This window comes from Ensifer sp. VA4 (assembly GCF_055710065.1).
Genome location: NZ_JBVQPO010000014.1, coordinates 50,979 through 63,836, shown reverse-complemented (window position 1 = coordinate 63,836; position 12,858 = coordinate 50,979). Strand labels below are relative to the sequence as shown.

11 protein-coding genes are annotated in these 12,858 nt (G+C 62.2%); 1 reads left to right on the top strand and 10 read right to left on the bottom strand.

Going from position 1 to position 12,858, the window contains the following annotated elements; translation table 11 throughout:
• Position 1: 1 nt before the first annotated feature.
• The 10 genes from AC0C6X_RS23860 to AC0C6X_RS23815 form a co-directional block, all read right to left on the bottom strand.
• Positions 2-691 (bottom strand): type 1 glutamine amidotransferase, encoded by a 690-nt coding sequence (locus AC0C6X_RS23860; protein ID WP_472955550.1) that lies wholly within the window; start codon positions 689-691, stop codon positions 2-4.
• A gap of 89 nt (positions 692-780) precedes the next feature.
• Complete coding sequence (aguB, locus tag AC0C6X_RS23855; protein ID WP_173514992.1) at positions 781-1,653, bottom strand: N-carbamoylputrescine amidase; 873 nt, start codon at positions 1,651-1,653, stop codon at positions 781-783.
• 22 nt (positions 1,654-1,675) lie between these two features.
• The gene (locus tag AC0C6X_RS23850) at positions 1,676-2,980 is read right to left on the bottom strand and encodes an NAD(P)/FAD-dependent oxidoreductase (RefSeq protein WP_472955748.1); all 1,305 of its coding nucleotides are present in this window, start codon (positions 2,978-2,980) and stop codon (positions 1,676-1,678) included.
• 10 nt (positions 2,981-2,990) lie between these two features.
• The gene (locus tag AC0C6X_RS23845; protein ID WP_173514990.1) at positions 2,991-4,349 is read right to left on the bottom strand and encodes a glutamine synthetase family protein; all 1,359 of its coding nucleotides are present in this window, start codon (positions 4,347-4,349) and stop codon (positions 2,991-2,993) included.
• 140 nt (positions 4,350-4,489) lie between these two features.
• Positions 4,490-5,917, bottom strand: a complete 1,428-nt coding sequence (locus tag AC0C6X_RS23840) for an aldehyde dehydrogenase family protein (RefSeq protein ID WP_173514989.1) — start codon at positions 5,915-5,917, stop codon at positions 4,490-4,492.
• 34 nt (positions 5,918-5,951) lie between these two features.
• A complete protein-coding gene (locus tag AC0C6X_RS23835) occupies positions 5,952-7,628 on the bottom strand; it encodes an amidohydrolase (RefSeq protein ID WP_472955547.1) in 1,677 nt (558 codons plus the stop codon).
• An 82-nt stretch (positions 7,629-7,710) separates the two neighbouring features.
• A complete protein-coding gene (locus AC0C6X_RS23830; RefSeq protein WP_173514987.1) occupies positions 7,711-8,733 on the bottom strand; it encodes an extracellular solute-binding protein in 1,023 nt (340 codons plus the stop codon).
• 47 nt (positions 8,734-8,780) lie between these two features.
• Complete coding sequence (locus AC0C6X_RS23825; protein ID WP_173514986.1) at positions 8,781-9,605, bottom strand: ABC transporter permease; 825 nt, start codon at positions 9,603-9,605, stop codon at positions 8,781-8,783.
• Positions 9,598-10,503 carry an ABC transporter permease gene (locus AC0C6X_RS23820; protein WP_173514985.1) on the bottom strand — a complete coding sequence of 302 codons (906 nt, stop codon included), beginning with the start codon at positions 10,501-10,503 and terminating at the stop codon, positions 9,598-9,600. The genes AC0C6X_RS23825 and AC0C6X_RS23820 overlap by 8 nt, the downstream gene beginning before the upstream one ends.
• 4 nt (positions 10,504-10,507) lie before the next feature.
• Positions 10,508-11,605, bottom strand: coding sequence for an ABC transporter ATP-binding protein (locus AC0C6X_RS23815; RefSeq protein WP_472955544.1), 1,098 nt, complete (start codon positions 11,603-11,605; stop codon positions 10,508-10,510).
• 257 nt (positions 11,606-11,862) lie between these two features.
• On the opposite strand from AC0C6X_RS23815, the gene AC0C6X_RS23810 reads away from it, so the two are divergent.
• A complete protein-coding gene (locus AC0C6X_RS23810) occupies positions 11,863-12,576 on the top strand; it encodes a GntR family transcriptional regulator (RefSeq protein WP_472955541.1) in 714 nt (237 codons plus the stop codon).
• Positions 12,577-12,858 lie beyond the last annotated feature (282 nt).

The following is a 12,858-nucleotide window of genomic DNA, read 5'->3' as shown; positions in this document are numbered from 1 at the left end:
GTCAACAGGTCCGGTCGCGGCGGATCAGGAATTCGGCGATCTCGCTGGCAATTTCGGTTCGCGCCAATGAACCGCCGGCCGGGGCGGCAACGATGCGCCGTAGCTCAACCGGCAGGACGCCTCCGCGCTTCGCCATGAGGTCATCGAAAAACGCCGGTGCGAATTCCGGATGCGGTTGATAGGTGAGCGCGCGGTCGTCATAGCGAAGCATCGCATTGGCGCAGAACGAGCTTGAACCGATGACTTCCGCCTCAGGCGGCAGATCGACAACCTGGTCCTGATGCCAGGCGAGCAGCGTCTGCATCTTGCCGAGATCGTGCCGGTGATATTGGACCGGGCCGACCGACCATCCATCGCCGTATTTCTCGACCCTTCCGCCGAGCGCCTGCGCGATAATCTGGTGGCCGAAGCAGATGCCTACCATAGGAAGGCGCTTCGCATAGATCTCGCGCACAAGGTCTTCCAGCGGGGCGATCCAGGAATGCGGCTCGTAGACGCCGAACCTGGAGCCGGTAATGAGCCATGCATCCGCGACGGTCGCATTCTCCGGAAAGCATCCGTCAACGACGGCATAGGTTACGAACTCCACGTCGTTGCCGGCCAGCAACGCCATGAAGAAGGTGTCGTAATCACCGTGTTTTTCAATCAACCCATCCGGAGCATGCCCGGTCTGGAGAATGCCGATTTTCATCTCTACCTGCCTTGCCTTGTAGCGGCCTTGTGGACGGGAGCAAAAATCACTATCGAAGGCCATGTTTCCGTGTGTCGATCGCCGCCGTTCTATGCACGCCCGTCAAGGGTGGCAATCGGACCGTAGAGTTCGGGACGGCGATCGCGGAACACACCCCAGGAGCGGCGCTGCCTTTCGATCGCATCGAGATCGAAGGTCGCGGTTAGTACCGTTTCGTTCTGCCGGTCGGCTTCCGCCACCTTCATTCCGGTCTGATCGGTGATGAAGGAAGAGCCGTAGAAGGTGATTTCCGTTCCCGCCTTGCCGGCCTCGTTGCCTATCCGGTTGGCGGCGACGAGCGGCATGATGTTGGCGGCGGCACTGCCCTGCATCGTTCTTTGCCAATGACCGGACGTGTCCATCTCCGGTGCTGGCGGCTCGGAGCCGATCGCCGTCGGATAAAAGAGGATTTCCGCGCCGAGCAGCGCCATGGCGCGAGCGGATTCGGGAAACCATTGGTCCCAGCAGATCCCGACGCCGATCGCGGCATAACGGGTCCGCCAGACCTTGAAGCCTGTGTCGCCCGGCGAGAAATAGAACTTTTCGGTGTAGCCGGGGCCGTCCGGAATGTGGCTCTTGCGATAGACGCCGAGAATGCTGCCATCCGCATCGACAATGGCAGCGCTGTTGAAGTAGGCCTTGCCTTCGCGTTCGAAGAAGCTGATCGGCAGGACGACCTCGAGCTCGGCGGCGAGCTTGGCAAAATGCTCGATCAGCGGATTGCCGTCCGCCGGATGGGCGAGATCGAAGAATTCACCGCGCTGGTCCTGGCAGAAATAGGGCGTCTCGAACAGTTCCTGGAGCAGGATGATCTGGGCGCCGCCGTCGGCTGCTTGCCGCACCAGCCGTTCCGCGTTGGCGATGTTTGCCGCCCTGTCCCAGCTACAGGCCATCTGTGTTGCCGCTATCGTGACGTTCCGCATTCGATTGTCCTTCCGTGAGAAATCAGAGACCGAGCCTGTCGCGCAGCCCGTACCACCAGGCGCCGATCATGGTGAACGGCACGCGGAACCTCTTGCCGCCGGGAAACGGCAGGTTCGGCAACGAGCTCCAGATGTCGAAGCGCTCGGCATGGCCGGCGACCGCCTCGCCGAGGATCTTGCCCAGGAGATGCGTGGTCGTGACCCCATGGCCACTGTCGCCGTGGGAAAAGTAGACGTTGTCGCTCAAGCGGCCCATATGCGGGATGCGCGTCAAAGTCAGCGCGAAATTGCCGCTCCAGGTATAGTCGATCTTCACCTTGGCAAGCTCCGGGAAGGTCCTGAGCATGTTCGGACGGATGATCGCCGTCAGATCCTTCGGATCCTGCCCGCCATAGCCGATGCCGCCGCCATAGAGCAGCCGATCGTCGGCGGTGCGACGGTAGTAGTCGAGAATGTAATTGGCGTCCTCGACACAATAATTGGCCGGCAGAAGCCTTCGGATGAGTTGGGGATCGATTGGCTCGGTCGCCATCACCTGGCTCGACACCGGCATCATCCGGCCGCCGATTTCCGGCAGAAGCGTGCCCAGATAGGCGTTGCCGCAAACGAGCACGTATTGCGCCCGCACCGCCCCTCGCTCAGTCCGCACCAGCGGCTTTGCGCCCTTCTCGACGCTGGTCACGCGGGAGTTTTCGAAAATTCGCCCGCTAAGGCTTTCGACTGCCGCCGCCTGCCCAAGCACCAGGTTGAGTGGGTGTATGTGGCCGCCGAGCCTGTCGATCATGCCACCGACATAGCGGCCGCTGCGGACATAGTTGCCAACTTCGGCCTTCGAGACCATTTCCAGCCCGTCGTGGCCATGCTTTTGCCAATGGGCCCGGTGCGCCTCCATTTCACGCACCTGTTTTTCGGTGAAGGCGGCGAAGAACCCACCGTCGACGAGATCACAGTCGATGCCGTATTTCTTCACGCGGTCGCGAATGATCCTGCCGCCTTCGAGCGACATCGCGCCAAGCTTGGCGGCCTTGTCCTGGCCGTAACGCCCGGCGATGGTTTGAAGGTCGCGGCTATAGCCGTTGACGATTTGTCCGCCATTGCGGCCAGACGCGCCGAAGCCGATCCGATCCGCTTCAACGACGACGACCGAGTAGCCTCGTTCCGCGAGCTCCAGAGCCGCGGAAACACCGGTGAAGCCCGCGCCGATGATGCAAACATCGGCCTCCACCTGTCCCTCGAGCCTGGGGCGCACGCGCTTGTCGCGGGCGGAAGCGGCATACCAGGATGGCGCATGGCCGGAATTGGCCGTGGTTTTCGATGTGAAGGTCATATCGTTCATGTCACACAGTCCTGATATAGGCGTCATATTCCACGTCGGTCACTCGCAACGAGAACTCGGAAAGTTCCTGCTGTTTGCACGCGGTGAAGAGCGCCCGGTATTTCTGTCCGAGCGTGGCGTATGCGAAGCCGGAACGCGCGAAACGCTGGAGCGCGTAGTCCCAGTTTGTCGGTAGAGGCTCATGGCTGACGGCATGGTCGTCGCCGGCGATGGCCCCGCCGGGATTGATCCTCTCGCGCATGCCGCAGAGTGCCGCGTTGAGGATCATCGCGAGCGCCAGATAGGGATTGGTATCGGCGCCGGCGACGCGATGCTCGATCCGCGTCGCGGGTTTGCTCGCGGTGATCACCCGAACTGCCGCCGAGCGGTTGTCGAAGCCCCAGGAGGCGTAGGTCGGCGCGTGTTCACTGGGCCTCAGTCGCCTATAGGAATTGGCGTGCGGCGCAAACACCGCCATGCTCTCTCCCATGTTGGCAAGCAGCCCGCCGACCGAATGCATGAGCGTTTCGGCCGGACCATCTTCGCCGACATAGATATTGCGGCCATGCTCGTCGAGGACACTGAAGTGAACATGCATGCCGGAGCCGGCCTGCACACCATAGGGCTTGGCCATAAAGGTGGCGTCGAGATCATGCTTGCGGGCAACGCCCTTGACGACGCGCTTCAGCAAAACCGCATAGTCGGCCGCCTGCAACGCATTGGGCACATGATTGAGATTGATCTCATACTGGCCCGGTCCGTTTTCGCGCAGGGTCGTGTCGGCGGCAACTCCCTGGGCCCGGCAAGCAATGGCGATGTCATGAAAGACATGCTCGAAATCCTGCAGCTCCGAGATGGAGAGGACTTGGGTTTGGCCCGTGTGCCAGCGTCCTTCCCGGCTGTTCGGCGGACGCACCGGATCGAGCGCCGAGCGGACCGGGTCGATCAGATAGAATTCGAGTTCCGTCGCGACGACAGGCGTCAGCCTAGCCTGCGCGAACCGTTCCAGCACGTCTGCCAAAATCTGGCGCGGGTCACCGTAGAAGCCGGTACCGTCCGGATTGCGCATGGCGAGCATGACCTGAGCCGTTGGCCGATTGAGCCAGGTGACACGCGAAAGCGTGTTGGGCACGGGGAAGCACAGGCCGTCAGGGTCGCCCGTCCCCTCTGCGAGGCCCGCGCTGTTGACGTCACGGCCCCAGATATCGAGGGCGTATACAGAGCGCGGGATGGCCATGCCCTTGCTCAGGACATCGAGCGCTCGCTCGCGTGGGATCCATTTGCCTCGCGGCACGCCGTTGACGTCGATCACGAACGCTTCAAGCACTTCGATATCGGGGTTTTCGCGCAGGAAGTCCTGCGCTTCGCTTTCATTGCTCATATCGCACCAGGATGGACGCGCGGGTTTTCAGGCCGAGGCGGGTTGCGCGCTGCCGCGCCGTCGGTCGCCGTTCCTCACATTTCGAGTAGCTTCGGCGCTGACAGGCTCCGGAGAACCTGCCTGCTTTCCGTGGTGTCACGCTACGTTCCGTAGCCGATGACGCCCTTTACCTCGAGGAAGTCATCAAGTCCGAACTCCGCATATTCGCGTCCGTTACCGGATTGCTTGAAGCCCCCGAACGGTGCGCCAGTGTCCCAGTCCGGATAGTTGATGTGGACGTTACCTACCCGCAGAAGGCGTGCGACCCTGCGGGCGCGACCGAGGTCGGCCGACTGGACGTAGGCCGCCAGTCCGTAGGGGGTATCGTTGGCGATGCGGATTGCCTCCTCTTCGCTGGCATACCCAAGGATGCAAAGCACCGGCCCGAATATCTCCTCACGCGCGATCCTCATGTCCGGATCGACGTTGCCGAACACAGTGGGCTTGACGAAGTGGCCGCGGTCGAGCCCTTCGGGCCGCCCTACGCCGCCCGCCACAAGCGTCGCGCCCTCGTCGATACCCGCCCGGATCAAGGCCTGGATTTTGGCGAATTGCACATCGCTGACCACAGGTCCGAGATCCACGCCGGGCCGATCGGCCGGACCGACATTCGGCTCGGCGGCGACCGCGCGCGCCACCTCCAGCGCCTCTGCCATGCGATCCGCCGGCACCAGCATGCGGGTCGGCGCGTTGCAGGACTGGCCGGAATTGTCAAAGCAGTCGAGCACCCCCTGGCGCACGGCAGCCTTCAGGTCGGCGTCATCGAGGATGATGTTGGCGGACTTGCCGCCGAGTTCCTGGTGCACGCGCTTGACAGTGTCGGCCGCCGCCTTCGCCACCAGCACACCGGCCCGCGTCGAGCCGGTGATCGAGACCATGTCGACATCCGGATGGCGGGCGAGCGCCTCGCCGACGGTCGGGCCGTCACCGTTGACAAGATTGAAGATGCCGGCAGGGACACCCGCCTCATGCATGACCTCGGCAAAGATCATCGCACTCACGGGCGCGATCTCGCTCGGCTTCAGCACCATGGTACAGCCGGCCGCCAGCGCCGGCGCGACCTTGCAGGTGATCTGGTTGAGCGGCCAGTTCCACGGCGTGATCATCGCAACCACGCCCACGGCCTCCTTGGTGATGAGCGTCGAGCCCTTGAGCCGATCGAAACGATAGGTCTTCAGCGTCTCGATCATCGTGCGGATATGCGCTGCCCCACTCCCGACCTGGTTGTTGAGCGCCATTCGGCGCGGCGCCCCCATTTCCTGCGAAATCGCCAGGGCGAGGTCAGCCGATCGCTTCTCGTAAGCCGAAAGAACGCGCTCAAGAAGATCGAGGCGCTCCTCGCGGCTGGTCAGCGAAAAGGCCGGAAACGCCTGGCGTGCCGCGGCCACGGCGCGATCGACATCCGCCGCGCTGCCGAGTGCAATGGTGGCGAACGCCTCCTCTGTGGATGGATCGATGACGTCGAGCGTGACCGGATCGACCGGATCGACCCAGGCGCCGTCGACATAGAACTGCGGATAGTTACGCATTTTGATATCTGCCTTCGTGTCAAAATTGTAGAATTCAGGCGGCCCTCGCCTCGTAGGTGAAACGCCCATCGCAGATGGTCGCCAGCGGTCGGATCGCCGCGAGCCCTTCATAGGGTGTCGCTTCGACGTCACCATCGAGAATGACGATGTCGGCGAGATAGCCAGGCTTCAGCACGCCCTTTCGGTCTTCCATGAATTCCACCCAGGCGCCGGTGCGGGTGTAGGCGGCGAGCGTTTCGAGGAGGCTGAGCCGCTGGTCCGCCATGCCGTTCTTCCAGGTCCTGCGGGTCATCGCGTCGTGGATGCAGCTCATCGGCGGCAGCGGCGAGACCGGCCAGTCGGTGGAGAAGACGATCTTCGCACCGGCGTCCGTTAGTGTCCGCCAGGCGAAAGCATAGGGCCAACGTGCCTCACCGATGCGGCTGAGATAGGGCTCGAGCGGCAGGCCGGCGGACCCCGGCGGATGGGTCGGCTGCATCGAGGCGACGGCCCCGAGTTCGGCGAAGCGTGGGATGTCGTCCGGATGGACCACCTCGATATGCTCGATGCGGTGGCGGCTGTCGCGCCTGCCATTGGCACGGGCCGCCGCTTCGTAACCATCGAGAACCAGCCGGACGGCGCCGTCACCGATCGCGTGGACTGCGATCTGGAAGCCCAGCCGGTCCGCCTCGATGGCGATGCGGGCGAAATGCTCGCGGGCGAATAGCGGATCGCCGCGCCAGCCCGGCTCGTCGGCATAGTCGTCGATGAAAACCGCGGTCCCGGATTCCGTGACGCCGTCGGCGAAGACCTTGATGAAATCCGATCGCAGCCGATCGCCATCGAAACGCGCGCGCCAGGCGGCGGCCTTTTCGGTCAGGATATCCAACGACATGAAGTTCTTCATGTGGAAAGGAATGCGGGCACGCACCGGCAGCCCGCCGTCGTGCTCGATCTCTTCAAGCATCTCGAGCTGGTAGAGATTGCCATCCATGTTCTGGATCGAGGTAATGCCGAGCGAGGCGCAATAGTCGAGGCCGCGGCGGATGGCGGCAATGTCGCCGGCGCGCGCCTCGGCCGTCACATGATCCGGCTCGCCGCCGGTACCGATGCCAAGCCCCTCGCGGCCGCCGCTCTCGCCGAGCTCAGCCACCGGCGTGATCGCATTGGTTTCCTTTAGCTCCCCGTTGGCAAGACCGTCGGCTCCCATGACGATTTCGTTACCAACGCCGACATCGCGGCCCTCGAGGATTCCAGCCGCCTTCAGCGCCGCCGTGTTCGCCCAGGCGGTGTGGTGATCGGGCGCGATCAGGAGCAATGGCCGGTCGGGAAGGATGCGATCGAGATGATGGCGCGTGACCCGTTCCGTCTCCGACAGGATCGTGTAGTCGGCGTACTGAGCGACAAACAGTTTCAGCGCAGGATTGGCGGCCGCATAGTCGCGCACGGCGTCCTGCAGGGCGGCAAAGCCATGTACGCCGAACAGCGAAAGCTGCGTGAGCCCGACCGAACCACCGAAGATATGCATATGCGCCTCGTTGAAGCCCGGCAGCACTGTGCCGCCATGGGCGTCGAAGACCCGGGTCTTGGACCCCGCGAGGGCCATGATCGTTGACTCGTCACCGGTGGCGAATATCCGGTTGCCGACGATTGCCAGGGCTTCGGCGCGCGGCGCCTCGGTGTCCATCGTCAGTATGCGACCGTTACGGATGATGATGTCGGCGATTTGCATGAAGAGCCTCGTCAGATCGGGTGCGACTGGCGCAGCCGGCACGGGACGCGCCGGCTGCGGTTTCCATCAATGAAGGGGCGCGTCACTTGCGCAGGTTGGTCCAGATCTTGTTGTAGATCTCGACGACCTCGGCCGGGCACGGCTTGACAAATTCCGGGGCCACGCCGTCCGGGCGCTTGATTTCCGGAGCCCCGGCAAAATCGGCCGGCATGAACTTGTCCGATCCCGCAACGCCGTTGTCGTATTTGTTGTAGTCGGAGTTCATTCCGGCGTTTTCCGGGTCCATCATGAAGTTCAGGAACAGCTTGGCGTTTTCCAGGTTCGGCGCGTCCTTCAGCACGACGACGTTGTCCATGAAGCCTTCGATCCCTTCCTTCGGATAGGCGAACTTCATCGTTGGCCTTTCCAGCCGCGCGCGGTAGGCGTTGCCGTTCCACATCATCGAGGCATCGACGTCGCCCGACGTCATCAGGGACTGGCCGTCATAGCTGAAGGTGCGCCAATGTGGCTTGGCCTTGTTCAGCAGGTCGCTGATCTGCTTCAGTTGCGCCTTGTCGCCGGTGCAACGGGGAAAGCCGAGGTAACGCTCGGCTGCATGCATGACCGAGTTCATGTCGTCGAGCATGTTGATGCGGCCCTGCAGCTCCGGCGGCGGGTCGAAGAGAATGGCATAGGTGTCGATGTCGCCCTTATAGATCGCCGTGTCGACGGCAAACGCGGTCAGGCCGTGCATCCACGGGATCGAATAATGGCGGCCCTCGTCCCAATAGACATCGACCATGTCGGGCCGCAGGTTCTTGAAGTTCGGCATGGACGCGGGCTCGGCCTTCGCCAGCATGCCCTCGTCGACCATAATCTTCACGGTATAGTCGCTCGGCATGGCAACGTCGTAGCCGGAGCCGCCCGCGCGGATCTTCGACAACATGGTTTCATTGGAGTCATAGGAGTCCACCGTCACCTTGACGTCGAATTCCTTGGAGAACTTCTCGAGCATCGCGGGGCTGACATAGTCGCCCCAGTTGTAGATGTGCAGTTCGCCGGCGGCGAGGCAGGTGGTCGCCGAGAGCATCACGGCGGCGGCGGTGAGGTACGAGAGTCTGCGCATTTCAAGGACCTTTCCGTTGTGGCAAGCGTGTGGGCAAGTGTGGGGCGTTAGGCACGGCGGCGGTGCGAGAGGACGAAAGAGAGCACGATGAAGGCGAGCGAAATCAGGAGCAGCAACGTGCACATGGCGTTGAGCTCCGGTGTAAGCGTGCGGCGAATGCGCCCCCAGATGTAGAGCGGGAGCGTCGTTTCCCCCGGCCCGGCGATGAGCTGGGTGATGGTGAAATCATCGAAGGAGACGATGAAGGCGAGTGCGGCACCCGACGATATCCCGGGAACGAGCAGCGGCAGCGTTACGTAGCGGAACGTTTTCCAAGGCGTCGCGTAGAGGTCGGCGGCGGCATTGTCGAGCGTGGTATCCATGCCCTCCAACCGTGCACGGATCGGCAGATAGGCGAAGGGGATGCAGAAGGCAGAGTGCGCCAGGATGAGCTTCCAGATACCGAGATCGATGCCCGTCACGGTCGAAAGGAAGGCAAAGAAAGAAAGCAGCGAGATGCCGGTCACGATCTCGGGCACGACGAGTGGCGTCGTGATCGTGAGATAGGCGGATCCCTGGCCGCGCCAGGGGCGGCCACGCGTCGTGCCGAGCGCTGCGGCGGTGGCGAGCACCGTCGAGATCAGGGTTGCTGCGACTGCGACGATCACGGAAAGGATCGCGGAGTCGTAGAATTCACCATTGGCCAGGACCACGTTGTACCAGCTCGTCGTAAAGCCATGCCATTTGGCGGCGAGATTGTTGGCCGAATTGAACGAATAGGCGATGACCACCAGCATCGGCAGATAGAGGACGGCAACGCAGCTTGCGGCGATGAAGGCGAAACCAGACTGTTTCTTGATATCCGGCGAACGGACGACGGCGACGTCAGCCATGGCTCACTCCTCCTGCATTTTTGCGGATCTGGAAGAACAGGGCCAGCATGACGAAGGCCATTAGGATCATCGAAAAGGCCGAGCCGAGCGGCCAGTTGCGCGACGAGCCGAACTGCAGAGCGATCAGGTCCCCGATCATCAGGTGCCGGCCGCCACCGAGTAGAAGCGGAGTGACATAGGCGCCGAAAGACGGGATGAAGACGAGCAGGGAGCCGGTCGCAATTCCCGGCCAGGTCAACGGGATGATGATCCGGGTCAGGACCTGGAAACGGCTGGCATAGAGATCATAGCCCGCTTCGACCAGTCGGAAGTCCAGCTTCTCGAGTGAGGCGTAGACCGGCAGGATCATGAAGGGCAGGAAGCTGTAGAACAGCCCGAGCAGGATCGCGAAATCCGTGAAGATCATCGTCACCGGTTGGTCGACAACACCGAGCGACAAAAGGACGGTGTTGATCAGCCCCTCGTCGCGAATGATGAACATGACCGCGATCGTGCGCACCAGCAGGTTCGACCAGAAGGGAATGGTGATCAGCAGCACCCACCAGTTGCGGGTCTGTGGCGGCCGGGTCGCCATGTAGTAGGCGGTGGGGAAGCCAATCAGCAGGCAAACCACGGTGGTGGCGATGCCGAAGAGGAAAGTTCGTGCGAAGATGAGGAGATATTCCGACGAGAACGTCAGGCTATCGTCGAAGATGTCCTTCTGGAAAAGGAAGCCAACATAGGCGTCGGCCGACAATTGCCATTCGACGCCGCCATAGGTGGCCGGTTTCATGAAGGAATAGGCGAGCACGACCAGCAGCGGCAGGGCGGCGAAGGCCAGGATGAACAGCACGGCAGGCAGGGTCAGCAGCCGGCGGCGCGCGTCATCGAGGCGTTGCATGTCCTTGATCTCAGCCATCGGATCAGTCCTTCAGAACTTGTGCGACGCCATCGGGGATCGAAAGTCCCACTTCGGCTCCGACATCCGGCGGCCTCGTGCCGTCGCGGCGGTTCTGCTGGCGCACGATCACCGGGCTGCCATCCGCCAGCCGCAGATGCACATGGCTGTCGGTGCCGAAATAGACGACCGTCTCGACCGTCGCGCAAAGGGCGGCGTCCTTGTCAGCGGCGATCTGCAGGTGCTCTGGGCGCACGACAATGGTCACGTCGCCGGTGGTCGGCGGGCCTTCGGCCATAGCCGCCGCGACATCGGCTCCGGACTTCAACCGGACGCGCGCCACCTTACCTTTCGCCTCGACAATCGCGCCTTCGAGAAAGTTAGTTTCGCCGATGAAGCCGGCGACGAATCGGTCCGCGGGATGTTCGTAGATGTCGCGGGCGGATCCGACCTGCAGCACCCGCCCCTTGCTCATCACCGCGATCCGGTCCGACATGGTGAGCGCCTCTTCCTGGTCGTGCGTCACGAAGACGAAGGTGATGCCGGTTTCCGCTTGAAGCCGCTTCAGTTCTATCTGCATCGATTGGCGCAGCTTGAGGTCGAGCGCGGATAGCGGCTCGTCGAGCAGGAGCACCTTCGGTCGCGGAGCCAGTGCGCGTGCCAGCGCGACGCGCTGCTGCTGCCCGCCCGAAAGCTTGGTCACCGGACGATCGCCGGCGCCCTCCAGCCGTACCAATCGCAACATCTCTTCGACAATGGGAGCGATCTCAGCGCGGGATCGGCCCAGCATCTTCAGGCCGAAGCCGATGTTTTCGGCAACGGTCATGTGTGGGAAAAGCGCGTAGTTCTGAAACACCGTGTTGATCGGCCGCTCGTTCGGCAGCAGGCCCGCGATCGAGCGCTTGTCGAGCAGGATTTCGCCGCTCGTTGGTGTCTCGAAGCCCGCCATCATCCTGAGCAAAGTGGTCTTGCCGCATCCGGACGGCCCGAGCAGCGTGAAGAATTCGTTCGGCTCGATGTTCAGCGTCACGTGATCGACCGCCTGGAAGTGGCCGAATTCTTTCTTCACGTTCAGCATAGAGATCGCTCCGCCGGCGATCGCCGCGGTTCGCAATTGTTCCATAGGTTCCCCTACTCAAGGTCAATCGGGCGTAGTTTCGACGGCTTTTCGTCGTCGGACCGCGCATCCGTTGGCGTTGACAGACAGTCGTATTCAGATACGATCTTCAATAATTTGATCATAAGAGTCCATAATGTGATCAAATTGTAAAGAGGCAAACTTGCGCATTATCTAATTTCGCTTCAGAGCCAGCAGGGGCAAGCCGGCCTTTTGGCAGCGTGAGGTCTTTGCCGTGGAAAATGCGGGGGGGGTTGGACACAGTGAAATACGCAGACACAATCAGGCTGGTCTCGGACGAGAAGCGCCCGTCCGAAACGGTGAAGCAATGGGTTTATCGCGGCCTGCGTCAGGCCATCATCACCGGCCGCTTCCCGCCCGGGCAGCCAATCACCATCCAGGGTATCGCCGAACGGCTCGAAGTCAGCGCCATGCCGGTGCGCGAGGCGCTTCATCGACTCGTCGCCGACGGCGCGCTTGAAAATCTCGACAACCGCCGCGTACGCGTCCCGGATATCGACCCGGACAAGTTCGACGAGATCATAACTGCCCGCATCGCGCTCGAGACGATCGCCGCCGAACGCGCAATGCCGTTCATCGACTACCTGCGGCTCGCACGCCTGCAGCAACTCGATGCGGAAATCGACGCGGCTTACGGCGCCGGGAATATCGAATCCGGCATCGAGAGGAATTTCGCCTTCCATCGCTGTCTTTATGAAGTTCGCGCCTCAGCAGTCCTGCTACCGCTCATCGAGTCGGTGTGGCTGCGCCTCGGTCCCTTCATGCGCGAGGCTACTGAAAACTTGGACGAGAGCTACCGCGTTGACCGTCATGGGGAGGCGATGGACGCGATCCGTCAGCAGGATGCCACTGCGCTGAAGGCGGCCATCACCGCCGATATTCAGGAAGGAGCCGGCCATCTGGGGCACAAACGGTTTCTCGATGTCGAGCTTTCTTCATCAACCTTCTCGCTTTGAAACGGTGTGACAGAACCATGATCGATCCTTTAAACATCGCAATCTCCGTTTAGCTTCCACCGTCGACGTCAGCGCTATCGGCACCTGCGTCTCGACGATGCGGAAGGCGCGCTTAATGATGGGGGCGCGGCAGGTTGCGGGGGCCTGATTACGCAGAGACTTGCACTTTCGCGCTGCAAGCGAAACCGTTGCTCCGCCATTCGCTGACCCGCGGAGGCCGAGCAGATCCGTGGGTGGCCAAGCGGGCTGGTGTAGAGCGACAATCTGGCTGAGATCACGTCT

Excerpts from the sequence above, each read along its gene's own strand:
- AC0C6X_RS23860 (WP_472955550.1), bottom strand. The coding sequence starts at position 691 with ATGAAAATCGGCATTCTCCAGACCGGGCATGCTCCGGATGGGTTGATT.
- aguB (WP_173514992.1), bottom strand. The coding sequence starts at position 1,653 with ATGCGGAACGTCACGATAGCGGCAACACAGATGGCCTGTAGCTGGGAC.
- AC0C6X_RS23850 (WP_472955748.1), bottom strand. The coding sequence starts at position 2,980 with ATGACCTTCACATCGAAAACCACGGCCAATTCCGGCCATGCGCCATCC.
- AC0C6X_RS23845 (WP_173514990.1), bottom strand. The coding sequence starts at position 4,349 with ATGAGCAATGAAAGCGAAGCGCAGGACTTCCTGCGCGAAAACCCCGAT.
- AC0C6X_RS23840 (WP_173514989.1), bottom strand. The coding sequence starts at position 5,917 with ATGCGTAACTATCCGCAGTTCTATGTCGACGGCGCCTGGGTCGATCCG.
- AC0C6X_RS23835 (WP_472955547.1), bottom strand. The coding sequence starts at position 7,628 with ATGCAAATCGCCGACATCATCATCCGTAACGGTCGCATACTGACGATG.
- AC0C6X_RS23830 (WP_173514987.1), bottom strand. The coding sequence starts at position 8,733 with ATGCGCAGACTCTCGTACCTCACCGCCGCCGCCGTGATGCTCTCGGCG.
- AC0C6X_RS23825 (WP_173514986.1), bottom strand. The coding sequence starts at position 9,605 with ATGGCTGACGTCGCCGTCGTCCGTTCGCCGGATATCAAGAAACAGTCT.
- AC0C6X_RS23820 (WP_173514985.1), bottom strand. The coding sequence starts at position 10,503 with ATGGCTGAGATCAAGGACATGCAACGCCTCGATGACGCGCGCCGCCGG.
- AC0C6X_RS23815 (WP_472955544.1), bottom strand. The coding sequence starts at position 11,605 with ATGGAACAATTGCGAACCGCGGCGATCGCCGGCGGAGCGATCTCTATG.